Origin of the sequence: Streptomyces sp. NPDC092370 (genome assembly GCF_044755265.1) — a bacterium.
Lineage (GTDB): Bacteria > Actinomycetota > Actinomycetes > Streptomycetales > Streptomycetaceae > Streptomyces.
This window is the reverse complement of record NZ_JBIVQO010000007.1, coordinates 21831-42843: the sequence shown is the minus strand read 5'-3', so window position 1 is coordinate 42843 and position 21013 is coordinate 21831. Positions and strand designations below refer to the sequence as shown.

The 21013-nt window shown below is 65.0% G+C and carries 27 protein-coding genes, 3 tRNA genes and 3 pseudogenes; 8 read left to right on the top strand and 25 right to left on the bottom strand.

Annotation, left to right across the window (positions count from 1 at the left end):
- Positions 1-85: 85 nt before the first annotated feature.
- From ACIQHQ_RS21515 to ACIQHQ_RS21430, 18 genes are all read right to left on the bottom strand, one after another.
- Positions 86-424, bottom strand: a complete 339-nt coding sequence (locus ACIQHQ_RS21515; RefSeq protein ID WP_402613585.1) for a hypothetical protein — start codon at positions 422-424, stop codon at positions 86-88.
- A complete protein-coding gene (locus ACIQHQ_RS21510; RefSeq protein ID WP_402613583.1) occupies positions 421-885 on the bottom strand; it encodes a hypothetical protein in 465 nt (154 codons plus the stop codon). Before ACIQHQ_RS21510 ends, ACIQHQ_RS21515 begins: the two co-directional genes overlap by 4 nt.
- A 51-nt stretch (positions 886-936) precedes the next feature.
- On the bottom strand, positions 937-1905 hold the full coding sequence (locus ACIQHQ_RS21505) for a phage tail tube protein (protein ID WP_402613581.1): 969 nt from the start codon (positions 1903-1905) through the stop codon (positions 937-939).
- Positions 1905-2069, bottom strand: a complete 165-nt coding sequence (locus ACIQHQ_RS21500; RefSeq protein WP_402613579.1) for a hypothetical protein — start codon at positions 2067-2069, stop codon at positions 1905-1907. Before ACIQHQ_RS21500 ends, ACIQHQ_RS21505 begins: the two co-directional genes overlap by 1 nt.
- Positions 2069-2491: a hypothetical protein gene (locus ACIQHQ_RS21495; protein WP_402613577.1), complete on the bottom strand. Its 423-nt coding sequence runs from the start codon at positions 2489-2491 to the stop codon at positions 2069-2071. Before ACIQHQ_RS21495 ends, ACIQHQ_RS21500 begins: the two co-directional genes overlap by 1 nt.
- Complete coding sequence (locus tag ACIQHQ_RS21490) at positions 2488-3129, bottom strand: hypothetical protein (RefSeq protein ID WP_402613575.1); 642 nt, start codon at positions 3127-3129, stop codon at positions 2488-2490. Before ACIQHQ_RS21490 ends, ACIQHQ_RS21495 begins: the two co-directional genes overlap by 4 nt.
- Before the next feature lie 201 nt (positions 3130-3330).
- Positions 3331-3549 (bottom strand): hypothetical protein, encoded by a 219-nt coding sequence (locus ACIQHQ_RS21485; protein WP_402613573.1) that lies wholly within the window; start codon positions 3547-3549, stop codon positions 3331-3333.
- 60 nt (positions 3550-3609) lie between these two features.
- Positions 3610-4794 (bottom strand): phage major capsid protein, encoded by a 1185-nt coding sequence (locus ACIQHQ_RS21480; RefSeq protein ID WP_402613571.1) that lies wholly within the window; start codon positions 4792-4794, stop codon positions 3610-3612.
- 29 nt (positions 4795-4823) lie between these two features.
- Positions 4824-5510 (bottom strand): HK97 family phage prohead protease, encoded by a 687-nt coding sequence (locus ACIQHQ_RS21475; protein WP_402613569.1) that lies wholly within the window; start codon positions 5508-5510, stop codon positions 4824-4826.
- Complete coding sequence (locus ACIQHQ_RS21470) at positions 5494-6741, bottom strand: phage portal protein (protein WP_402614498.1); 1248 nt, start codon at positions 6739-6741, stop codon at positions 5494-5496. Before ACIQHQ_RS21470 ends, ACIQHQ_RS21475 begins: the two co-directional genes overlap by 17 nt.
- Before the next feature lie 282 nt (positions 6742-7023).
- Positions 7024-8772 (bottom strand): terminase large subunit, encoded by a 1749-nt coding sequence (locus ACIQHQ_RS21465; protein ID WP_402613567.1) that lies wholly within the window; start codon positions 8770-8772, stop codon positions 7024-7026.
- Positions 8773-8834: 62 nt separating this feature from the next.
- Entirely contained in the window at positions 8835-9062 is a 228-nt protein-coding gene (locus ACIQHQ_RS21460; RefSeq protein WP_402613565.1) for an HNH endonuclease, read from the bottom strand.
- A gap of 107 nt (positions 9063-9169) precedes the next feature.
- Entirely contained in the window at positions 9170-9445 is a 276-nt protein-coding gene (locus tag ACIQHQ_RS21455; protein WP_402613564.1) for a hypothetical protein, read from the bottom strand.
- A gap of 22 nt (positions 9446-9467) precedes the next feature.
- Positions 9468-9541 (bottom strand) — tRNA-OTHER (locus ACIQHQ_RS21450).
- A gap of 56 nt (positions 9542-9597) precedes the next feature.
- A tRNA-Asn gene (locus tag ACIQHQ_RS21445) sits at positions 9598-9670 on the bottom strand.
- A gap of 110 nt (positions 9671-9780) precedes the next feature.
- A tRNA-Phe gene (locus tag ACIQHQ_RS21440) sits at positions 9781-9853 on the bottom strand.
- A gap of 94 nt (positions 9854-9947) precedes the next feature.
- Entirely contained in the window at positions 9948-10409 is a 462-nt protein-coding gene (locus ACIQHQ_RS21435) for a phage terminase small subunit P27 family (protein WP_402613562.1), read from the bottom strand.
- 388 nt (positions 10410-10797) lie between these two features.
- Entirely contained in the window at positions 10798-11109 is a 312-nt protein-coding gene (locus tag ACIQHQ_RS21430; protein WP_402614495.1) for an HNH endonuclease, read from the bottom strand.
- Between the two features lie 452 nt (positions 11110-11561).
- On the opposite strand from ACIQHQ_RS21430, the gene ACIQHQ_RS21425 reads away from it, so the two are divergent.
- The 5 genes from ACIQHQ_RS21425 to ACIQHQ_RS21405 all read left to right on the top strand — a co-directional run bounded on the left by ACIQHQ_RS21425 (position 11562) and on the right by ACIQHQ_RS21405 (position 13894).
- Entirely contained in the window at positions 11562-11759 is a 198-nt protein-coding gene (locus tag ACIQHQ_RS21425) for a hypothetical protein (protein WP_402613560.1), read from the top strand.
- Positions 11760-11779: 20 nt separating this feature from the next.
- Positions 11780-11971: a hypothetical protein gene (locus ACIQHQ_RS21420; protein WP_402613558.1), complete on the top strand. Its 192-nt coding sequence runs from the start codon at positions 11780-11782 to the stop codon at positions 11969-11971.
- On the top strand, positions 11968-12102 hold the full coding sequence (locus tag ACIQHQ_RS21415) for a hypothetical protein (RefSeq protein WP_402613557.1): 135 nt from the start codon (positions 11968-11970) through the stop codon (positions 12100-12102). The genes ACIQHQ_RS21420 and ACIQHQ_RS21415 overlap by 4 nt, the downstream gene beginning before the upstream one ends.
- A gap of 146 nt (positions 12103-12248) precedes the next feature.
- Complete coding sequence (locus tag ACIQHQ_RS21410) at positions 12249-12710, top strand: DNA cytosine methyltransferase (RefSeq protein WP_402614492.1); 462 nt, start codon at positions 12249-12251, stop codon at positions 12708-12710.
- A gap of 494 nt (positions 12711-13204) precedes the next feature.
- Positions 13205-13894, top strand: a complete 690-nt coding sequence (locus ACIQHQ_RS21405) for a hypothetical protein (protein WP_402613555.1) — start codon at positions 13205-13207, stop codon at positions 13892-13894.
- A gap of 78 nt (positions 13895-13972) precedes the next feature.
- Here ACIQHQ_RS21405 and ACIQHQ_RS21400 read toward each other — a convergent pair whose 3' ends face one another.
- Both ACIQHQ_RS21400 and ACIQHQ_RS21395 read right to left on the bottom strand, forming a co-directional pair.
- Complete coding sequence (locus ACIQHQ_RS21400) at positions 13973-14212, bottom strand: hypothetical protein (RefSeq protein ID WP_402613553.1); 240 nt, start codon at positions 14210-14212, stop codon at positions 13973-13975.
- The gene (locus tag ACIQHQ_RS21395) at positions 14205-15320 is read right to left on the bottom strand and encodes a tyrosine-type recombinase/integrase (protein WP_402613551.1); all 1116 of its coding nucleotides are present in this window, start codon (positions 15318-15320) and stop codon (positions 14205-14207) included. The genes ACIQHQ_RS21400 and ACIQHQ_RS21395 overlap by 8 nt, the downstream gene beginning before the upstream one ends.
- A gap of 11 nt (positions 15321-15331) precedes the next feature.
- On the opposite strand from ACIQHQ_RS21395, the pseudogene ACIQHQ_RS21390 reads away from it, so the two are divergent.
- Positions 15332-15685, top strand: a pseudogene (locus tag ACIQHQ_RS21390) (gamma carbonic anhydrase family protein); the annotation flags it as partial.
- Between the two features lie 13 nt (positions 15686-15698).
- Here ACIQHQ_RS21390 and ACIQHQ_RS21385 read toward each other — a convergent pair.
- The 3 genes and pseudogenes from ACIQHQ_RS21385 to ACIQHQ_RS21375 form a co-directional block, all read right to left on the bottom strand.
- On the bottom strand, positions 15699-16343 hold the full coding sequence (locus ACIQHQ_RS21385; RefSeq protein ID WP_402613549.1) for a DedA family protein: 645 nt from the start codon (positions 16341-16343) through the stop codon (positions 15699-15701).
- A 71-nt stretch (positions 16344-16414) separates the two neighbouring features.
- Positions 16415-16666: pseudogene (locus ACIQHQ_RS21380) on the bottom strand (phosphoketolase); the annotation flags it as partial.
- 87 nt (positions 16667-16753) lie between these two features.
- Positions 16754-17191 carry a DUF4442 domain-containing protein gene (locus tag ACIQHQ_RS21375; protein ID WP_402614489.1) on the bottom strand — a complete coding sequence of 146 codons (438 nt, stop codon included), beginning with the start codon at positions 17189-17191 and terminating at the stop codon, positions 16754-16756.
- A 177-nt stretch (positions 17192-17368) separates the two neighbouring features.
- Here ACIQHQ_RS21375 and ACIQHQ_RS21370 point away from each other — a divergent pair, with 177 nt between their 5' ends.
- Together ACIQHQ_RS21370 and ACIQHQ_RS21365 are read left to right on the top strand one after the other, a co-directional pair.
- The gene (locus tag ACIQHQ_RS21370; protein WP_402613547.1) at positions 17369-18391 is read left to right on the top strand and encodes a hypothetical protein; all 1023 of its coding nucleotides are present in this window, start codon (positions 17369-17371) and stop codon (positions 18389-18391) included.
- Between the two features lie 199 nt (positions 18392-18590).
- Positions 18591-18779 (top strand): annotated as a pseudogene (locus ACIQHQ_RS21365) (MFS transporter); the annotation flags it as partial.
- Here ACIQHQ_RS21365 and ACIQHQ_RS21360 read toward each other — a convergent pair.
- Positions 18741-19586: a spermidine synthase gene (locus ACIQHQ_RS21360; protein ID WP_402613545.1), complete on the bottom strand. Its 846-nt coding sequence runs from the start codon at positions 19584-19586 to the stop codon at positions 18741-18743. The pseudogene ACIQHQ_RS21365 and the gene ACIQHQ_RS21360 overlap by 39 nt on opposite strands.
- A 113-nt stretch (positions 19587-19699) precedes the next feature.
- Positions 19700-20869 carry an elongation factor Tu gene (tuf, locus tag ACIQHQ_RS21355; RefSeq protein ID WP_402613543.1) on the bottom strand — a complete coding sequence of 390 codons (1170 nt, stop codon included), beginning with the start codon at positions 20867-20869 and terminating at the stop codon, positions 19700-19702.
- Positions 20870-21013 lie beyond the last annotated feature (144 nt).

Below are 21013 nucleotides of genomic sequence, written 5' to 3'. Positions count from 1 at the left end.
CAGAAAGCGCGATACTCGGCCGCACGCATGCGCCGAACTTCGCCGGGAGTCATGCGGTAGAAATGGCAGAACGCCGCCCGCTCTTTCAGGCGTTCTGCTCGCCCTCGTTTCCCTGGCCGTCCACGCCGACCAGCTCAAGAGCGCTGACCTTCACGTTCCGCGCGTCCTCAAGGGAAAAGTCCGGCTTCTCGATTCGCTGCGTAATCCAGATGAGCGCCTTCAGGGCCTTCGTCGGAATCTTCGTCTCAAGCTCGGGGCGGCCCTTCTCGTCAAGCACCTTCTTGCCGTCCGAACCGATAACCGGCTTCGGCTGAAGAACCTCATAGAGCGGAGCGCCCACAACGTCCTCGAAGTCCTCAAGGTCACCGATCGTCAGAACGTCGGGGTCGATACGAAGGGCGACAGTCTCGCGGTTGGTGCTCATTCTGGGAAAGCCTCCTGGGTGATTTCGTCAATGCGACGCATGTACTCTTCGATAAGCTCAGGCCCCTCTTCCCGGATGGCCGGGTGAAGGAAGTAGCCCGGTCCGCCGGACCAACCCGAAAAGGCGTTTCCTCGCCAGGGGCGGAAGCCTCGGGCAATACGGCCCGTGCCAGTGCGCCTAGTCGCGCCGAACTCGGCACCGAGGGCGTATGGCTTTCGAGCGGAACCGAGGCGAACGGCCGCGTAGTTTTGCGTTTTCGTCGCCCTCAGAGATTCCGCAGCGGCTCTCTGTTGCCGGGTAAGTCCGGCGGCCTTTGTTTTGGCCGCATCCGTGAGCTTGTCGGCGACCTCGAAGTTTGCCTGTTTCACTTCATCGCGAAGGCCGTCAGCGCCGATCCTCGCGAGAGCGCGGGAAAACTGGGCTAGACCCTCGATGTTCGCGGCATAGCCGTTAACGGGCATAGCCCAGCCCCCCATTCCAAATGACAGTTTCAGGGCAAAAAGAGAGAGCCCTTAGCTGATCGCCTTGTAGGTGATCGTTACCGGTGAAGCGGTACCGTCCGTCATGGCGATACCGGAAAGGTCATGCTCGACCACTTCGAGGCCGCCCACAGTGACCGGCCCTTCATCGAACCGCGCAAAGGGCATCTCGACCTTGAACTGAGAACCGTCCGGCCCATCCCAAAGAACCGTTATGTTGGCCACGGCCCCACTCGCGATAGCCGCAGCAACCCGGTTCGCCTGAGCCGTACCGCTGAACTCGCCCTTGATGCTCCACTCGTACTTACGAAGCTCGGACTCCAGCGGCTCAGACTTCATGCCGTTGTTCCGGATGAAGTACCGGTCATCCTTCAGGCCGTTGGACGCCTTCAGGGAGAAGTCGCCGATATCGAAGGCCGAACCGCCCACGGTGACCGTGCCGCCGCCGAAGCTGAACAGCTTCGTATTCGCCACGTAAGCCGGGGTCGCCACAGCGTAAGCCCCTGAGCCGGCCCCGATGGTTTCCTTAGCGAAGTCGCAAGTCACAGTGAGGTTCAGAAGCTCGTCAACGGCGTTAGCCAGCTCCCATTCCTTGACCTTTCCACCCTGGTAGGTGAAGGGGATCTTTGCGCCGGTGTTGTCCACTCGGCCAACCTGAGCCGTGAAGCTCTTCCCGTTCAGGTCGCCCAGGGTCGCCGTGTACGTGGTGAACCCGCCCGAGGGAGCACCAGCAACAAGCCCGCCCATCATGTGCTTCAGCCAGAAGTCGAAGCCCCCGGAAAGCACTTCCATCTTCACGTCACCCTCGGCCCCCTTCGCGTTCGGCGCGAAGCGGTCGCTTCGAAGGACGCGGGTTCCGGCGCGAATCGCCTCACTGTCGATTCGCTCGTACTTGCCTTCAATGCCTTCGTCGGTGAACTCGAAGAACTTCGTGGTCACAACGGCGGTGCCGTAGGTGGACTCGTCCGCCGCACCAAAGTAAGAATCGTGAACCGTGGCCATTACTTAGCCGTCTCCCTCTTCGCCTTGATCTCCTGCCAACCCTGGCGAAGAAGCGCCTGGGCGATATCGTCGGCAACCTCGATCGGGTCGCCCTTCACGGCGGTAAGACCCAGCGAGGGAACCTCTACCGCCGAATAAGGCCCGTTGTAAGCAACGGTCTGCACTACAGCCTCGCCTTCACGCGAACAACCGCCTCGAACTGTCCTTCATAGACCTGATCGGACGGGAAGCTAGAGAGCTTCTTAGGAATGAAGTCCGACGTGACGACGGACTGAATGCCGAGATTCGGGGCGGCCTTCATGCCGTCCTCGATCCCTGCGGCCATGCGCTGAAGCTCCCCCTCGACCTCTTCCGAAGTCGCTCCGGAGAGCTGACAGTTCACAATGACGCTGATCTCGAAGACCTCTTCACGGCTTCGATTGGTGACCCATTGCGAATCGGGCCACTGCACTTCGCCCACGAACACCCAACGGCGTTCAGGGCTTCGGGACGGGAAGCCCCAGGTGACTTGATAGCCGGCCAGGGCCGGAAGGCCCTTGATCATGTCGCGAAGGGCGGCCTTCGCCTCGAAGGCATGCGTACTCACCGGGCCACCCCGAACACGTCGTAGAAAATGCTGAACTGGTAGCGCTTCAGAACCGCGTCGACTTCGGGAATCCCGGTTTCCCAACCGTTCCGGCCCGCAGTAGCGAGCGTGAAGTTTCCGCCCTCGGCGGCCACGAAGGCCGTTGCTCGATCCGGAATGCCGGACCGCTCAGCAGTGAGGACGGATCGAAGCCGCAGCAAGCCCGCGCGCTTCACGTCCTCGGGCACCTGGCCGAAGCCGTACCGGAAGGTGACCGTGTACCGGTCGCCCTCTCGAAGCTCGAAGGGAGCCTTCACGAAGCCCGAGGGGTCAACGGTCCAGCCGGTCATGTCCTCGGCCCCTGAAGGGCCGTCTACGCCCTTCAGGGCGGTCACGTCGAAGTGGCCCAGATACAGGCTCGAAGTCCCGTCCGCCTCGACCTCGACGCGTGCCGTACGCGGCACGAACGACCGGGTCGTGATCGTCTCGAACTCATCCGTGACCACGTCGCGGTAGTGCTTCAGCTCGGCCGTGGGGAACCGTGCCGAGTCCGCTAGGTCCATGTCCGATCCGCGGGCCTCGGGCAGGGTGAACAGGTAGCCCCCGACCACCTCGAAGCCGGTCGTGTCCGTGGCCGTCTGGCCGGCCTGCCAGGACACCGTGTAAACGCCCTCGGGCACGGCGGGGAAGGTGGCCGCCCACTCGTCGCCCGAGCTGGTCGCGTCGCCCGTGTAAACGGTCGCGCCCGAGGCATCCCGCACGGTCACTGACACGGCAGGGACGACCAGGGGCGATTCGTCGTCAAGGAAGGTGTGCGTCAGCTTGACGCCCCTACCGCTCAGAAACCGCACAGTGCCCCCTTACGCGGTCTTGCGCGGCCTACCGGGGCCGCGCTTCTCGGGGGCCGCCGCAGCGGCCGTCTCGCGCGTCTCAGCGGCCTTCTCGGCCACGACTTCCGCGCGCTTGTCATTGATCAGCGAAACGGCAAGCCCCGAAGGAAGCTCGACCTCTTCGCCTACAGCCGGAAACGGCGCCCCATCGAGAAGCCCCGAACCGCTCTCAAGAATGCGAACCTTCATAACCTCAACTCCCGTGGGAATGACCGAGGGGCCGCCCCGAAGGGCGGCCCCTCAAGCCGCTTACGCGGTAACGGTCAGAGCCTTGACGGAAGCCAGGTCGAACAGGTCGCCCGAACCCCTCCAAGTGACCTTGAAGGCCACCACGTCACGGTCGTAGCCGTACTCGTCGGACCGGACAACGCGAAGCGACTTCACCTGTCGGATCAGGTACTTCGAGGGGTCGCCATAGACGAGAACCTTCGCGCCCGCACCAGAGGTGACGACGTTCGGGTCAGTCATGATCGCGGTACCAAGGATCGTGTCCGGGGCACCAGCGGTAAGAGCCGGCTGCCAGATGTAGTTACCGGTCGAGTCCTTCAGCTTCCGAAGGTTCTGCACCGCAGAGTCCGAGGTCATGAAGACCGCGTTCCGGCGGTACGGCTTCAGGATGGAGTGCTGAAGGTCGATCAGGTTGTCAGTCGTGACACCCGCCAGGTTGGCCGCGTTCACCGCGCCGGTAGCGCGGGTGATCCAGCCCCAGGGCTTACCGGTGCCGTTGCCGATCAGAAGATCGGCCATGACCTTATCGGCGACCGCCTCGCCCGCGTCCTCGGCGAGAATGCCGAGGATGTCGAGCTGGGAGTCATCGACGATCTCGTTCGTGGCCTCGACGATCACGCCGTACTTGTACGCGCCGATGTTCGTCTTGCTCCAAGAACCATCGCTCTTCCCGTACGGGGTGTTCTCGGCGACCTGCGCGGCGGTCGGGCGACCGTTCTTCACCGGGTACTCAAGCGTCTCGCCGGAACCCGTGGTGAGCGTGCGGGCCTTCCCGAAGAAGTCGCTCCGAACGCGCATCGCCTCAATGACCTGAGCCACGAAGGTAGTTGCGTAGGTGTTGCCCGCGTTCGCAGCGGTGCCCGTGGTCGCGGTGCGAAGGTCGAAGTCGACGCCCGGAAGGTCGCCGCGCGCAACGGCGCGAAGCTCGGCCGCTTCGTCGCGCTCGCCCTGGCGGGCCTCGGGGGTGCCAGGCAGCACCAGGCCGCCGGCCCGCGCGGCCAGGGAACGAACCTCCGCCTCACGCTCACCGCGCTCGACCGCGTCTCGGGCCTCGACCTCCAGGCCGCGAACGTCGGTGTCGATCCGCTCGACGCGCTCGCGCTTCTCGGCCTCGGAAAGGGAAGTGTCAGCCTCGACGGAGCGAAGCTCGGCAATCAGGTTGGCTCGCTTCTCCAGCGCAGCCTTAGCAACGGACGCGAAGTCCATGAACGCTCCAAATGATAGTTTCAGACCAGCTAGAAGCGACGAAGAGCCGCTAGAGCCGCCACCGGATCGGTAGGAAGCTCGTAACGGGGGAAGAGAGTCCGCGCTTCAGTCGTGAGCGCCGGAACGTCAATCTCGCCCCGAATAGCGGCCCGGATCGCTTCCGGCGAATCCAGCCGCGCTACAGAAAGCCCGCGCTTCTCGGCGAAAAGCTCAAGAGCACGGGAGCCAACCCCTGAAGTGGAGTCGGCGTAAGCCGGGTACGTGACCGGCGAAACATCGAACAGGGCGACCTTCTGAAGAGTGCGAAGCGGAAACCCGTCTTCGTCCTCTGCCCAGGAATCGCCCTCGGGTCCAGAAGTCTTGAAGCCGAAGCTCGACTGAGAAACGTCCCCGCGTTCCATGGCCGTAGCCAGGTCACGGGCGTAAGTCGTATCCGGCATGTCGACTTCGTAATGAAGCCCTTCGGTGTCCTCGGAAAGCCGAAGCGTTCCGCTTCGGTTCCTGCCGAGGATCAGGTTCGGGTCGTGGTTGAACAGGGCGCGAATGTCATCCCGCCCGATGCTCTCGGAAGTCGCCCCCTGGGCGACACGCTCACGAAAGCCCCCGAGGTTCGAGGAACGGGCGTCCCACTTCAGCGCGTAGCCATAGAAGTTGACCTTCCCGCCCTCGGAACGAACCTCGAACTCGGTAGGGACCGCCCTACGCTCCATCTGCATTGCTGTTGTCCTTCTGATCCGTAGCGTTCGGGTCCTGTAGTGCGTTCGGGTCCGCGTTTGGATCAGGGGCAACCGGTGCAGCCGGCGGAGCCTCGGGAGGCTTCTCGGCCTTCGCCGATTCCTTGTCTTCCTCGCCGACAACGCCGAGATTCAAGGGCCGGTAGTAGCGCTGCCCGAGCTTCTTCGGGAGCGGGGCCAGGTCTTCCATTGCGCGAATCTCGTCCGCGTTCAGGAACCCGTTATTCAGGGCCGTCTGATACGACTCGTAACGGTCCTTCGTCTTCGCTCGAAGTCGAGCGTCAACGTTGAAGCGGATGTACTGAAGGCCAGGAAGAAGGAACGTCGACACGGCTTGCTCGATACGAACAATCCACGGCATAAGCGTTTGGTCTACGAAGAACTTGTTCTGTTCCTCGATACCGGTCCCCCAGGTCGAGCTAACCGAGCTATCGACCAGATACGCGGGCACGCGATACAAAAGGGCAATCTCGGTCTTCTGGAATCGCCGCGTTTCGAGGAACTGAGCCTGTTCCGGGGAAAGCGTGATCGGCTTGAACTGAGCCCCGCCGGTCAGCACGCCGACCGAATGGGAGTTCTTCACACCCGCATGCGTCTTCCGGAACATGTCCCGGAGAAGCCGCGCTTCGTCCGGCCGAGGGGTTCCCGGATGCTCGATTACGCCGGCCATCGTGGTTCCCTGCTCAAAGAAGCGAGAACCGAATTCCTCGGCGGTCAGCCCCAGGCCGATAGCCTCTCGGGCCATGTCGACGGGCGACAGGCCACGGCTCACGCCCGGAAGCGTGAACGCGGGAATGTGGAGTATCTGAGTGCGATCGAGGACGCCCTGAACGGCCCCCTGGTCGTCGGTGACCTCATACCGGTTGTCGCCTAGCGGGCCGTCGAGAATGCTCACGTACTGCGGGTGAAGGCAGTACAGGGCGACGACTTCGCCACGGTCGTTCCGCATGGTGTAGAGGAACGCGTTCCCGTCAGTAAGAAGGCTGACGACAACTCGAAACCAGAAATCGTAAGAGGTCTGGAACGGGTTTGGCTGACGAACCCAACGGGGCGAACGGATCGGGTCGAAGGATTCCTTACGGCCGTTGATCTTCGTGTAGTGGTCGACCGGCAGGGATGACACGGCATCCGCAATCAGCGATTGGCAGGCGTATACCGCCACCATCTGAAGACTGTTCCGCCGGGACACCTTCCGGCCTGAAGCCGTCCGCATGAAGCCCGCCGACTCAACGCCGCGTTCCCAATCGGAAGCCATGCCGGACACGGCCGCTCGAAGCTCACCGATGCGTGTAAACAGGCTCACCGCTTGCCCCCGTCCGTCGCGTAACCGACCAGCCCGAGGCACACGGCCACCGCGAAATGCCCGAGGGGGCGCGCAACGTCGTAAGCAGAAGCGGCCAGAAAGCCGAGACTGCCAACCTGAAAGACGTTCGGGACAAAGGAAGACGCGACGTTACGGAGGGAGCGGCCCAGGTTGGGCCGGTCCATGAATCTCCTAATCGTCGTCGGGGAAGAAGTGCGCTTCCCGCTCTTCCTGCCGTTTGGCAGGAGTAAGAAGGGCTTCGAGTTCGGCGTCTGTGAAGTCGTCGTTGAAGTTCACGAACGTCACATGCGCTTCTTCCTCGGCCGGAAGAGCCGTAAGGAAGAAGGCGTTAGCCAATGCCGCGATACCGTCGATCTTCTCGCCGCTCTTAGCCTTCGAGGGCTTCACCAAACCGTCTCCGGTCACGTCAAGCTCGACGTTATCCGCCATCCAACGAAGCACCGGGTGACCGCCGTGGTGCAGCCCACGGGCCGCTAGCGCGCTCTCAATGGCCTTACACGGGTCATTGAGTCGAGCGGCACTCTGCGGCACCTTCACGGCCGTAAGGCCGTGTTCCTCAAGCTCGTTCACAAGCTGAGTCGCGTTCCACGGGTCATAGCCGAAGAAGCGAATCCGGAACGTCTCGGCATCCTGGGCAATGTGCCGGAAGATTGCCTTGAAGTCGGTAGTCGGTCCCTCGGTCACGGTAAGGAAGCCTTCGCGCTCCCAAACCTCGAAGGATGCCTTCATGTTGGATCGCTTCTCGACCGCCGGCCGAGGAACCCAGAAGTGAGGAACGACGGTCCAGCCGTCCGCTTCTGGATCGGTAGGCGTACCGGGGAAGAGAAGAACCCACGCATTGAAGTCGCCCGTAGCGGCCAGGTCGATACCGGCATAGCAGGGGCGGCCCTTCAGCCGGTCCCGGTCCACCTTCGGCGAACCGTTCTCGTCCCAAAGGTGCATGTCCAGCCACCGGTTAGCCTGGCTAACCCACTGGTTAAGGCGGAACACTCGGAACGCGTTCTGAGCCGTAGGCTTCTCGGCCGCCTCCATGGCTTCGGCCCGAAGGTTGTTGATGTTCAGGAAGGAACCGAGGGCGGGATTCGCCAGGTACCAACCCGTTCCCTTCGGGTGTTCGGCCGAGGGCGGTTTGCCTTCGTCTTTCCAGTCCCAGTCATCGGGGACGTTTCGCGCGAACACGAATCGCGCGGGGTCCATGTTCTGATCGTCGCGAACCCGAAGCGAATGCTCATGCTCTTCGAGAGCGAAGGCCGCGGTTCGATACGCGGCCGTTGTGGCCGCAATCATGATCGGCTGTCGACGGGTACCGAAGCCCTGTCGCATGGAATCCCAAAGGTGCCGGTCCCTCTGCGTAAGAACCTCATCGAACAGAACCATCGAAGGGTTAGTTCCGAGGGCACCCGCAGCGTCACCGGGAAGAACCTGATAGAAGCTGTTCGTCTTCCGGTCGATAATCCGCTTCTTCGAGTCGATGATTTCGAGTCGCTTGTTCAGAATCGGATTCAGCTCGACCATGCGCTTAGCTGTGTTGTAGACGAGTCCGGCCTGATCGCGGTCAACCGCGACCGAATACACTTCGGCGGATTCCTCGAAGTCTCCAACTAGACCCAGCAAAGCGAACGCGGAAAGAAGCTCTGACTTCCCGTTCTTGCGCGCCATCTCAAGCCACGCAATCCGGTACTGACGAACGTATTCCTCGTACTGGTCATCCCACATGACCGTTCCGAAGAGCGGCCGTACGATCTCGTTCTTCTGCCACGGATCGAGAAGGAAGGGCGCACCAGCATGGCGGCCCTTCGTGTGCACGATCAGCTTCTCAATGAAGTTGATAGCGTGCGTGGCCTTCTTCTCGTCGTAGTAGAAGAAGCCTTCACGCGGTTCGATCGGGCCGAAGGGCGAGAGAACGATTCCGTCGTTCACTGTTCACCCCCGGCTTCCGTTGTCTTCGCATGTCCCAAAGACCGGTTAAGCCCGGAGATCCCTCACACGCGATTCCCCTTTGAGGAATTGCAGCCCAGGTGTGCAGCCTGGCAATTGCTCTCGACGTGCCCCGGAGTGCCGGGGCCGTGAGACAGGGGAACTATGTGGTCGAGTGACTTGCTGAGCGGCTTCGGGAACCGAATCACCCGGTCGATAGGTTCGCCGCAGAGCTGACAAACCCAACCGTCGCGGTTGAAGACCTTCGCTCGACTGACCTTCGAGTAGGGCACGCCCCATTGTTCGCAGCGAAGCTTTAGCGCGTACTCGCGCCGAGAGAGCCACCCCGCCGGCCTTCGCCTACGTCGCTTCTTAGGGGTCTGCACGGGTGTCGCTCCTGCTAGTCAGTCGGGTAAAGCCTGGCGCTCTCCGAAGTGACCTCGGAAACGGTGAGCGTCCCCGAGAAGTAGAGATTGCGGTCAGGGAAGATGCGGCCAGGGTTCACGGCCGCGTAAAGGGCAAGCTTCGCCTTCAGATATTCCATGGCGACCTGATCAAGCTCGGGCGTCCGCTCGACACCCTCGGAGAGAGTGAACGTTTCGGAAAGAACGTCCTCGGCGAAGAAGAACCGATAGGCCCGGTCGGAAGTGGTTACCTGAGTCATGACGAGATCCATTCGAGAAAGCGTGTAAACGCATTGGGGCGCACTGCGGGATTCGAACCCGCGTTACCTCCTTGCGAGAGGAGTCCTGAGCCGCTAGACGAAGTGCGCGTTCCCTCCGTCCCCTGATCAGGGGGAGTTTCAGGAACAGGGGAGCTACCCCACTGCTGACGTGACTGGACTCGAACCAGTGACCCGAGGATTAACAATCCTCTGCTCTGCCAACTGAGCTACACGTCATTGAGGGCTACTCGCCGCCCGGTTCGTCACGGTGACTAGCCTTGCTACTAGGGGCCGGTTTCACCCAGGGTGCATATCGTCGGCCAGTCACGGCGTATTGTCTGCACCTGTGGGAACGGAGGGAATCGAACCCCCGACGCACCGGATTTCACCCGGTAGCTCTTCCGACTGAGCTACGTTCCCTTCAGGGGAGCCACCCACGGACCGCGACCGCCCTTCGCGGGTCAACGTGGGGGCTCAACCCCGAGGCCCCCGAGAAGGGGCCTGAGTGCCCCTCTTAGCTCAGGAGAGAGAGAACCTGAGCGTCGGGGCCATCCTCGGTTCCCGAGGGCACAGAAAGCCGCGTACGGTCGCTAGGCGATAGACCGAAGCGGGAACCGAACTTCAACATCAGATCGGCCGCGTCTCGCATGATCTGAGAAGCGGGATTCTTGACTAGGCCGCCGTCGCGGCCGGCCACAAGAGGGCCGTACTCGGCGAGAGCTTCCCTGGCCGCGTTGAAGGACGCCCAGGCTTCGCAGTAGGCGACCAGATAGGCCCGGTCAACCAGCGTCAGAAGCCCCAGGCGGTCAAGCTCGGGGACGATACGGCCCCACTCGGCCAGTGCCTCGCCCTTCAGATCGGCAGGGGGCCGAGGGGCACCCCGCCTCGGCTCCGGTTCGGCACCGGAAAGCTTCTTCTTCGAGGGGTTCCCCTTCAGCTCGACCAGCTTGGAAGGGGTCGGGGGCGGTCCGGGCATGGCTGCACCTCTCTCGGGTTCTGAATTCCCCTTTCTGGGAAACACTTCTGTTTATTGCGCGGAGTCATCCGCGCTGGTCAACGGCCTAGGCGGTTGCTCGCTCGCTCATCCGGAGCCACCCGCATTCCCACGAAGTCCGGCGAACCCCCGCGCGCTCACAGAGAGGGAAGGCGGCGGGTGCGGGAAGGCGTCCCGGAATCCTTTCGACCTCCCCCTCCCCCAACGAATCCGGAGAATCTGAGCCAGATTGCTTGACAGTGCTTCATCTGGTGTGTTCTCGGATCATTGGGCCACTAGGGCGGTTGACTCCCCGGCCCTGCCGGTCGCATCGGTTGCCCTGTGGTGTTCCTGGTCGAGCCTTACGGCTCGAACGTGGAAGGGATGCTTGTCAGTAACGCTTACCTCTTCGGTAGTCGTTCTCTCTTCGGGTGTTACATGAGCGACAGAGAACACGAACGTTGTCGAGTGCGTTCGTCCCTCCCTCTTTCAGAGGGATGATGTGATCTCCGGTTAGGTCCTTATCGGTACCGCAGAACAGGCAGTAGGGCTGAAGCTTTATGGCTTCTGCTCTTACCTTCTGCCATTGGTAGTCGTACTGCCCTGGCCTTCGAGTGTTCTTACTCTTGTGCTTACGTGGCGGGTTACCGCATAGGGCACAGGGCACCCCAAGGGGGTGCAGCCTTTTGTGACGGGGGCACATGCTGTAAGGCATGGGGGCACCCTTCCGATAAGGGGGCACCCCCTGAGAAGCGGCCCGCCGGCCGCTCTTGCATTAGCTATAGACCTGTTAGAGCCAGGGCTTCTAATGCCCTGGCCTTCAGAGATTCCCTATATAGGGGCGGCCTCGGGAGGGCCGCCCTTCTGCTACTGCTCTCTCTCGTTCGCAGTAGCTCTATAGCTATCTCTGTCCCCCGATCCCCCCGGCTTTCGTTCGCTCGCTCCGCTCTCTCACTACAGCCGACCCCCTTACCCCCTGCGGAGCCTGTAGACCTGTTGCCGTGACCGAGGCCCCACATGGGGCCTCTGACCTGGGGAGCCTTGAACCCGCCAGGGCATCGAAGCTATGTTTTGGAATGCCAGCAGGGAACGGCCCAGGAAGGGCCGGGAGCTGACAGAAGAAGCCGTTTAAACCGCCCAGGAAAGAGGCTCCGCATGCTGCACCCGAAGACTGTTGCTGCCACGAACCGCTACGTCGAGAACGGCCCCGAGGACCGTAACCCGTCCTTCAAGCACGACTTCCGAGGCCGTGTCGAGTTCTCGGGCGGAATTCTCCGCTACAGCACCACCACGCCGACCCCGAAGGGGGCCGCCGCTAAGGCCATGGCCCGTATCGCTCAGGCCGGAAACTAGTATTTGGAAAGGTGGCCTCGGTGACTCTGGTCAAGGCTATTCAGATGATCCGGCCCTTCGAGGGCCTTCCCCACTACGAAACCGCCGTGGCTCAACTTCACGTAGCCGCGACCAAGGGAAAGCGAGAGCTTCACGGGGCCGCTTACCGAATCCGGAACGCGTTCGTCGCCTACGACTACGCGGTGAGCTACGGAAAGGCCGATGCCGCGTGATCGAGACGCTCACGAATATCGAGCGGTACGGGTGGCCGATCCTCGGCCTTCTCACCCTGGCCTTCATCCTGGGCTTCGCCCTCGAAGACCTCTTTCGGTCCTGGCAGGGAAAGAGGAAGCACGGTGAATGAGCCGATCGAGCTAGACAAGCTTCCGGCCGAGGAGAGAGAGCGAATCCTTCTGGACCTCTTCGGAGAGGCCGAGAACGACTGTGAGTAAGTGGCCTTCTACGGCCCCCCGCATCTTGGAACTCTGCGCCGGTTACGGCGGCCTGGGGATGGCCGTAGAGGCACTAACGGGGGGTCGCGTTACGTGGGTAGCCGACAACGATCCGAGTAAGGCCCTGATCCTCGCGCGTCGCTTCCCTGGGGTGCCGAACCTCGGGGATATCACCCTGATTGATTGGGCGACGCTCGCTGAAGAGGGCGTAGACATTCTGACGGCCGGTTTTCCGTGCCAAGACATTTCGAATGCGGGGAAACGGGTTGGTATCGAAGGGTCGCGCTCGGGAATCTGGGCGAACGTCGCTGAAGCCGTTCGCGTTCTTCGACCGAAGCTCGTCTTCCTGGAAAACGTCTCCGCGATCCGAAGCCGAGGACTCGCCCGCGTACTCGGGGACCTGGCCGCGTGCGGGTATGACGCGCAATGGACGTGTTATCGAGCGTCCGCCGCTGGTGCCCCCCACCATCGCGATAGGTGGTTTCTCGTTGCCGTGCCTTCCGACCCCGACGGCCGCTGATAGTCGCCGAGGACCGGACTACGCGAAAGCGGCCCGCCCTGGGGCCGGGGGCGACGATCTCGTAACCGCCATGGCTCGACTGTGGCCCCGAGACAAGACCGAGAAGCTACTGAAAACCCCTACCGCGAATTTGGGGCGGAACGGTGCCCCCCAGCATCCCGACAAGAGGAAACAGGGCGGCCACGGGCCGACCCTCGAAGACGAAGTGTGTTTCCTCCTGCACGTCGAGCCTGGGGCCGACTACGGGGGCGATTTCAGCCCCTCGGAATGGTGGGGAGACTTCGCCCCTGCCGTACGCCGTTGGGAAGTGCTCACCGGGCAACCGGCCCCGGTTCCGGTCGAGTACGGGCCGCGCGGCGGCCTTCGCCTGGCCCCTCGGTTCGGTGAGTGGCTTATGGGGATCGTGCCCGGATGGATCACGAAGGTTGCGGGCCTCGACCGAGGCCAACAGTTGAAGGCCATCGGCGACGGGGTTGTTCCGCAACAAGCCTTCCATGCCTTCGCTCACCTTCTCGGGGAGCTTGAGAGGAGAGACGTTGCAAGCGTCGGTGACGCTGCCTAGCGAAGAGATGGCCAGGGCCGCGTACAACGCGCACGCCTTCCTTCCGGCCCGAGCCATGGTGAAGACCGCGCGGATAGAACTCGGCCCCGCCGGCCTACGGTTCACGGGAACGGACGGATACGCGATCGGCCAGGACACGGCCCCTGTTGAGGACTACGAAGGCCCCGCCGAAGGGGTCACGGTGCATGTCGACCGTGAGGCCCTGGCCGCCCTCGACACGGGCGGACGGAAGGACAAGAAGGGCTTCGGAAGGCTCGAACTACGGCCCGGTGACGGGCTGGTGTTCCGGCCCGGCAACAACGACACCCCTACGGCCGCCCAGGACGCTTCGGCCCTGGCCGATGAACAACTCTGGGGGATGCTCGACAGCCTGTTTACACGGCTCGAAGGGCGGCCCCTGGCCCTGCCCGAGCTGGTCGCGTTCGACCCTGCCCTACTGGCCCGGTTCTCGAAGGTGAAGGCCCCGAAGGGGAAGGACGGCCTAGGCCGCGCCCTCGACATGTGCGTCTACAACGCCAAAGAGCCGATCCTGTGCAAGATCGGCCCCACCTTCAGGGGCGTGATCATGCCGATTGACCGCGAAGTGCACGAAGAGAACGTAGGCCCCGAAGGGCTTTGGTGAACCGCGGATTCCCGCGATGACAGCAGGAAGCCCCCGACCCAACAGGGTTCGGGGGCTTCTGTGTTGCGGTCTACGGGCCTACTGCTCTTCAGGCTTCCAGTCCTCGATAGCCACTACCGCGTGACCGCCTCGGGCGGGCTTCCGGGTCTTCGCCGCCGCGTTCCGCGCGGTTCCCAGGTCGAAGGCTTCGTTCACCGGTCCCCCGTGCTCGGGGCACAGATCAACGTCTCTCGTCTCGCCCCCGCGCGTGATCTGGAACTCTTGCACGTCTTCACTGGTGCCGCACTTGTCGCACCGGCTGATCACTTCTTTAGCCACGGCTCGCCCTCCTTTCGTCAAGCGGGATGATCTTACCGCCCTCCTGTCCAGCGGTCAGGAACGGCTTCCCCTTGATCATCTGCGCGTACTTCTGCCGCTCGATATCCAAGCCTAGGTATCGCTCCGTCGTGCTCACTTCCTTGTGGTTCAGGGCGGCCTGAACGATCCGAAGCGCGTTGTCGTGGCCCATGTGGACACAGTCGTCATACAGGATGCGAGCGAACGACCGCCTCAGCGTGTGCCACGCGTCGCCAGGGTCAAGCTCGATACCGGCCTTCACCGCAACGTCTTTGATGATGTACGTCGGGTGAGTGATCCAACCCTCGGGGTTGAGTCGGCGAACGGGGTCCGGCACCTGGGCGTGACCGTGGATGAACTTCCGCTTCTGCCCCACGGGGAACAGGTAGTAAGAGCGCTTCACGGTGCCCACCTCTTCCGTGTAGATGCGAAGCCAGTCCCGAAGCTCTCGTTCGAGGTCGAGCGACAGGGGAACGGTCACCTCTTCCTTCGTCTTCGGGAGGTACACGTAAAGCTCCCCCTTGTTGAAGGCCACATCTCGCACCCGCATACGTACGGCCTCGGAGATGCGAAGGCCCGTGTTCGCCAGGAACGCGATCAAGGCCCGGTCGCGCGGGTAGTCCGCCGCTTCGAGCAGCAGAAGAACCTCTTCCCGCGTCATCCGGTAGCGGTTGCGGTTCGCCTGTGTGCTCTTCTCTCGAAGGCCCTCGGTCAGAACCTCCATGGTGCGGAGCGTCCATTCCCGACGCTCACAGAAGCGGAAGAAGCTCCGCATCGTGGCCCTGTAGTTCGCGAGCGTCGTAGCCCCGCACGTTTCGTGAAGGCCCCCATCACCGTAGAAGAAGGCTTCGATGTGGTGAGCCCGGAGCGTGCTTACGTGACAGTCCTCGACGTGCACCGCGAAGCGCCGGAAGAGGCTCCGAAGGTAGTGCAGAGGCCGGCCGTGTCCGGCCTGGGCTTCCCGTTGCTCGACGTAGAGCTTCCCCGCGTAGCTGACTTTTGGAGTCGCAGACCTAGCCATTCCCAATACGCCCTTCGTCGGTTCAGTCGACCGCCGCACGGCAGGGCTGAACAGCAACTTCCCAGGCATCCTAACATTTGGAAACTAGTATCCAGGACAACTGCACCCTCCACGCCGACCCGGGGTTTCCCGTGAGCGTCGGTGAGCGCGTGAGCATCGGGCACAACGCGGTGGTGCACGGGGCGACCGTGGAGGACGACTGCCTGATCGGCATGGGGGCGACCGTGCTGAACGGCGCCGTGATCGGGGCCGGGTCGCTCGTCGCCGCGCAGGCCCTGGTGCCGCAGGGCATGGTGGTGCCGCCCGGTTCGCTGGTGGCGGGGGTTCCCGCGAAGGTGCGGCGGGAGCTGTCGGAGGAGGAGCGGCAGGGCGTCACCCTCAACGGCACGATGTACGCCGAGCTCGCCAAGGCGCACCGCGAGGTGCACGCGTAGCAGGACGGCCGTGCTACTCCGCGGTGGCCACGGTCTCGGCCTGCTGGGTCTGCTGCTGAGCCCGCTTCGCCTTGCGCTTGAGCACGAGCATGGACGTGAGGCCCACCAGGACCGCCGCCACCAGGCCCAGCCAGGAGAAGCGCTTCAGCCAGGACTCCGCGACGATGCCGACGTAGTAGATGACCGCCGTCGTGCCGCCCGCCCAGACGATGCCGCCGAGGACGTTGGCGATGAGGAACTTCCAGTACGGCATGCGGAGCACACCGGCGAGCGGGCCCGCGAAGATGCGGAGCAGGGCGACGAAGCGGCCGAAGAAGACGGTCCACATGCCCCACTTCTCGAAGGAGCGCTCGGCGGTGGCGATGTGGCCCTCGCTGAAGTGCTTGGGGAACTTGTTGCCCAGCCAGGCCAGCAGGGGCCGCCCGCCCTTGCGGCCGATGGCGTAGCCGATCGAGTCGCCGATGATCGCCCCGGCCGTGGCGCTGGCGCCGAGGACGACGGGGTCGATCTCGCCGTGCTGGGACGCGAGCAGCGCCGAGGAGACGAGGATGATCTCGCCCGGCAGCGGGATGCCCAGGCTTTCCAGCCCGATGACCAGCCCCACCAGTGCGTAGACGGCGACCGCGGGTACGGTTTCGAGCCACTCCTGGACGTGCAAGGCCGGTTCCTTTCCCTGAGCTTCCCTGCGTGCCCGGGAAGCCTACCGGCTCCTAGGACGTCCCTCGCGGCTCAGGCGTTCCAGCTCCATTCGGCGACCTCCGGAAGATCGGTGCCGTGCTCGCGGATTGAGGCGTGATGGCGGGTGCGGGCGTCCTGCATCCTCTGGCGCACGGCCGTGGCGCGCACCGCGAGGCCGGGGACGCGGTCGATGACGTCCATGACCAGGCGGTAGCGGTCGAGGTCGTTGCGGACGACCATGTCGATCGGCGTGGTCGTGGTACCCGCCTCCTTGTAACCGCGCACGTGCAGGTTCTTGTGACCGGCGCCCGACCCGGACACCGGGACGTGGCGGCCCGACATGCGAAAGCCCCGGCATCCGGCCGGGGTCCCGCACGCACGACAGCCTGATCAGCCGTTGGGCCGCAGGGTCCAGACCACGCTCATCTCGCCGGTCACGGCACCGTCGGCCCGCTGGATGGCGATGGTCACCGGGAACTCGGGGCGCTCACCGGCGTCCAGCTGGGCGACGACCTCCGCGGCCGGACGGCCGAGGGTGGCCGTGGCGGTGACGGCGCCCATCGCCAGCTTCTTGTAGGAGATCTCGGCGCTGACCGCGAGCGGCACGGCACGCGAGAGCTGGTCTCCGAACGCCGCCAGTACGATCGCCCCGCTCGCCGACTCGCCCAGCGTGAACATCGCACCGGCGTGCGGGCCGCCGACGTGGTTGTGGAACTCCCCCTGGTCCGGCAGCGACACCACCGCCCGCTCCGGCGAGGTCTCCACGAACTCGAGGTTCAGGGTCCGGGCCATGGGCACCGTGGCGGCGAGCATCTCGCCGATGGACATCTGGTCTGTGCTCATGACCGCATGTTACTCACGAGTAGAGGCGGGTGACGAGGGAGGTGTGACGACCGCCGCACCGGCCCGCCCGGCGTCCGCCGCGCGCTCCGTCTCCGGGTTGCTACGTCTCCGTCCACGGGCGGTGACCAAATCGTGTCCGGAGCGCGGCTAGGGTGGCTGCCCATGTGGCCAGGACAGCAGCCGCCCGGGGGCGAGCAGAACCCGCAAGGGAACAACCCGTACCAGCAGCCGGGGTATCAGCAGCCGAATCCGTACCAGCAGCCGGGATACCAGCAGCCGGGATACCAGCAGCAGCCCCACCCCTATGGGCAGCAGCCGCAGTGGGGCACCCCGGCTCCGGCCGGTGCGCCGCAGCCCCCGCAGGGCGGTGGCGGCGGAAACCGGACGAAGCTGGTCGCGATCATCGCCGCCACCGCGGTGGTCGTGGCGGCCGGCGTGACCGGCTTCCTGGTGCTGGGCGGCGACAAGGACGACACGGCGGACGGCGGCGGCAAGAGCGACAAGACGTCGGCCAGCCCTTCTGCCGAGGAGCCCAGCGCCCCCGCCACGGGCGACGACCCGCGCGGCGGCGAGGCCGAGCAGCCCACGGTCAAGGGCTGGAAGGTCGTCATCAACCCCAAGTGGGGCACGGCCTTCGACGTACCGGCGGACTGGGAGGTGGCCTCCCCGACCACGTCCGTGGGCTTCGAGGACGAGAAGTCCGGCGACGGCAAGCCGCTGATCGTCATGTCGGCACCGGCGTTCTACAAGTCCAAGTGGTGCACGAGTGACGGCAACAAGGACGGCAGGAGCGAGACCGAGTCCCTGGCCGGAGCGGGCACCAAGGGCGCCGACGGCGCCAAGAACACGGACGAGGTCGCGGTCAACCAGGTGGCCTGGTGGGTGTACGGCGGCTACACGCAGCCTGACAAGAAGAGCGTCAAGACCGACGACAAGGCCAAGCCCTACACCACCGCCTCGGGCGTGAAGGGCAGCGTCGCCCGGGCGTACTCGGAGAACACGCCCGACAAGGGGAAGTGCGCGAGCGACGGCAAGGCGGTCACGTTCGGCTTCAAGAACTCCGCCGGCGACTTCGTCGCGTGGAGCTTCTACGGCGCCAAGGGCGTCGAGGGCGAGGTGCCCGAGAAGACCATCATGAAGATCCTCAGCACGGTCCGCCTGCACGGCGAGCCGACCGGCGGCTGACCCGGGGAACCCGACGGCCCCGCCCCCCGCCGCGATGGGGGGGGCGGGCCCGGTACACCCCGAGCATCAGGACGGCGTCGGCCCTGTCCGGCCACCTCCTTCAGACGGGCATCGGCCCTGTCGGCCACCTCCTTCTGATGGGCACCGGCCCTGTCGGCCACCTCCTTCTGATGGGCACCGGCCCTGTCCGGCCACCTCACCGAGGGAGGAGGCCTTCGGCCGCAGCGCAGCCCTGTGGGGCTGCGCGGGCCTGGTCGTCCTGGTCACGGCCGCCGTGCTGTGCGTACCTGACGTCCGCACCCTGCGCTGCCGGACCACACCGGTGGCCCGGGGCGGCACCGAGCAGGCGTCAGCCGATGCCGAACGCCCCGTCCGGGGGCTCGGGTGAGGGCACGGCGTCCTCGTCCCGCACCGGCCGCGCGCCCCCGATGAACTCCCGCAGCCTCGCACCGTGTTCGACCCGGGCGGGGAAGGCGTCGGCAGCGGTGAGCCGGGTGAGGGAGGCGACGTCGACGGGCCGCCGCCCGGCCACGAGCACCGCGTTCCCGAACCGCCGCCCCCGCAGCACCCCCGGTTCGGCGATCAGCACGAGCTCCTCGAAAACGCCGGCCAGAGTGGCGAGTTGCGACCGCAGGAAGACGAACGGCGCGGCATCGGGGAGATTGGCGAGATACACCCCGCCGTCCCGCAGCACCCGCCCGGCCTCATGGACGTAGGCGACGGAGGTGAGGTGCGCCGGCACCCGCGACCCGCTGAAGACGTCCGCGAGGAGAACGTCCGCCGAAGCCGTGGGCGCCTTCTCCAGCCAGTCGCGAGCGTCCGCCGCGTGCAGGGCGATGTTCGCCTCTCGCGGCAGCGGAAGCCGCTCCGACACCAGCTCCAGCAGCCCCCGGTCGGCCTCGACGACGTCCTGCCGCGAGCCAGGCCGGGTCACGGCCACGTACCGGGGCAGTGTGAGCGCCCCACCCCCGAGGTGCACCACGTCCAGCGCCCGCCCCGGCTCGGCCACGACATCCAGGACGTGGCCGAGGCGCCGCGTGTACTCGAACTCCAGATGCGCGGGTGCGTCGAGATCGACGTACGACTGCGGCGCCCCGTCCACGGTCAGCAGCCAGGCCCTGTCCCGGTCGACGTCGGGCATGAGCTTGGCGGTGCCGTGATCGGTGGTCCTGGTCACGGGAATGGGATCGTTCACCCCTCCATTGTGCGGCGGGGTACCACGTTCAAAGGGTGCGCATGGCGCTGCTCATGCGCGGCTGAGCCGCATGGGCGGAACCGGCCACGACAGTCCGACAGTCACCCACCACCTCAACCGACCACGGTCACGGTCCCCGCCCCGACGGTTCTGCCGCCCTCACGCATGGCGAACCCGAGTCCCGGCTCCACCGGCACGTCCCGCCCCAGCTCCACCGTCATCACAACGGTCTCCCCGGGCCGGGCGACGCCGGCCCCACCGAGGTCGACGTCCCCCACCACATCCGCCGTACGGATGTAGAACTGCGGCCGGTACCCGCTCGACACCGCTGTCGTGCGACCCCCCTCACGCGCGGACAGCACATACACCTGCGCCGTGAACCGGCGACTCGGCACGACACTCCCCGGCGCGGCGACGACATGCCCCCGCCGCACGGCATCCCGTGGCACCCCGCGCAGCAGCAACGCCACGCTGTCCCCGGCCTGTGCCTCCTCCATCGGCTTCCCGAAGGTCTCCAGCCCGGTGACCACCGTCTCGACGGCCGCACCGAGGACCTCGACCCGGTCCCCGACACGCACCACGCCCCGCTCGACCGCCCCGGTCACCACGGTCCCCCGCCCGGTGATGGTCAGCACGTTTTCCACGGGCAGCAGGAACGGCGCGTCCAGATACCGCTCCGGCATCGGCACATAGGTGTCCACCACGTCGAGCAGGGCCTCGATCGACGCCGTCCAGCGCGGGTCCCCCTCCAGTGCCTTCAGCCCCGAGACCCGTACGACGGGTACGGAGTCACCGCCGTAGCCGTGGGCGGTGAGCAGGTCGCGGACCTCCAGCTCCACCAGGTCGGTCAGCTCCTCGTCGCCCGCGTCGGCCTTGTTGAGGGCGACCACGATGTGGTCGACGCCCACCTGCCGGGCGAGCAGGACGTGTTCGGCGGTCTGCGGCATGATCCCGTCGAGCGCGGAGACGACGAGGATCGCCCCGTCCAGCTGGGCGGCGCCGGTGACCATGTTCTTGACGTAGTCGGCATGGCCCGGCATGTCGACGTGCGCGTAGTGCCGGGTGTCGGTCTCGTACTCGACGTGCGCGATGTTGATGGTGATGCCGCGCGCCGCCTCCTCGGGCGCCCGGTCGATCCGGTCGAACGGCACGAACACGCCGCCGCCGCGGTCGGCGAGCACCTTGGTGATGGCGGCCGTCAGGGTGGTCTTGCCGTGGTCGACGTGACCCATCGTGCCGATGTTGAGGTGGGGTTTCGTGCGGACGTAGGCCGTCTTGGACATGGCTGTACCTCGAAGCGTCTGATCAGCGAAGAAGGACGTGGGACCCCGAGGACCTGCCCGACCCTCCCCTTGCGGGGTCCGCCGGACGAACCGGAGAGGGTCAGCTTCGCGCGCCGCCGGCAACGGCCGTGGGAACGGCGACGG

Bases quoted from the DNA above. Each gene is read 5' to 3' on its own strand.
- ACIQHQ_RS21515 (WP_402613585.1), bottom strand. From the start codon at position 424: ATGAGCACCAACCGCGAGACTGTCGCCCTTCGTATCGACCCCGACGTT.
- ACIQHQ_RS21510 (WP_402613583.1), bottom strand. From the start codon at position 885: ATGCCCGTTAACGGCTATGCCGCGAACATCGAGGGTCTAGCCCAGTTT.
- ACIQHQ_RS21505 (WP_402613581.1), bottom strand. From the start codon at position 1,905: ATGGCCACGGTTCACGATTCTTACTTTGGTGCGGCGGACGAGTCCACC.
- ACIQHQ_RS21485 (WP_402613573.1), bottom strand. From the start codon at position 3,549: ATGAAGGTTCGCATTCTTGAGAGCGGTTCGGGGCTTCTCGATGGGGCG.
- ACIQHQ_RS21480 (WP_402613571.1), bottom strand. From the start codon at position 4,794: ATGGACTTCGCGTCCGTTGCTAAGGCTGCGCTGGAGAAGCGAGCCAAC.
- ACIQHQ_RS21475 (WP_402613569.1), bottom strand. From the start codon at position 5,510: ATGCAGATGGAGCGTAGGGCGGTCCCTACCGAGTTCGAGGTTCGTTCC.
- ACIQHQ_RS21470 (WP_402614498.1), bottom strand. From the start codon at position 6,741: ATGCGGACGGCTTCAGGCCGGAAGGTGTCCCGGCGGAACAGTCTTCAG.
- ACIQHQ_RS21455 (WP_402613564.1), bottom strand. From the start codon at position 9,445: ATGGATCTCGTCATGACTCAGGTAACCACTTCCGACCGGGCCTATCGG.
- ACIQHQ_RS21435 (WP_402613562.1), bottom strand. From the start codon at position 10,409: ATGCCCGGACCGCCCCCGACCCCTTCCAAGCTGGTCGAGCTGAAGGGG.
- ACIQHQ_RS21430 (WP_402614495.1), bottom strand. From the start codon at position 11,109: ATGTGCCCCCGTCACAAAAGGCTGCACCCCCTTGGGGTGCCCTGTGCC.
- ACIQHQ_RS21425 (WP_402613560.1), top strand. From the start codon at position 11,562: ATGCTGCACCCGAAGACTGTTGCTGCCACGAACCGCTACGTCGAGAAC.
- ACIQHQ_RS21410 (WP_402614492.1), top strand. From the start codon at position 12,249: ATGGCCGTAGAGGCACTAACGGGGGGTCGCGTTACGTGGGTAGCCGAC.
- ACIQHQ_RS21405 (WP_402613555.1), top strand. From the start codon at position 13,205: ATGCCTTCGCTCACCTTCTCGGGGAGCTTGAGAGGAGAGACGTTGCAA.
- ACIQHQ_RS21395 (WP_402613551.1), bottom strand. From the start codon at position 15,320: ATGCCTGGGAAGTTGCTGTTCAGCCCTGCCGTGCGGCGGTCGACTGAA.
- ACIQHQ_RS21375 (WP_402614489.1), bottom strand. From the start codon at position 17,191: ATGTCCATCGGCGAGATGCTCGCCGCCACGGTGCCCATGGCCCGGACC.
- ACIQHQ_RS21370 (WP_402613547.1), top strand. From the start codon at position 17,369: ATGTGGCCAGGACAGCAGCCGCCCGGGGGCGAGCAGAACCCGCAAGGG.
- tuf (WP_402613543.1), bottom strand. From the start codon at position 20,869: ATGTCCAAGACGGCCTACGTCCGCACGAAACCCCACCTCAACATCGGC.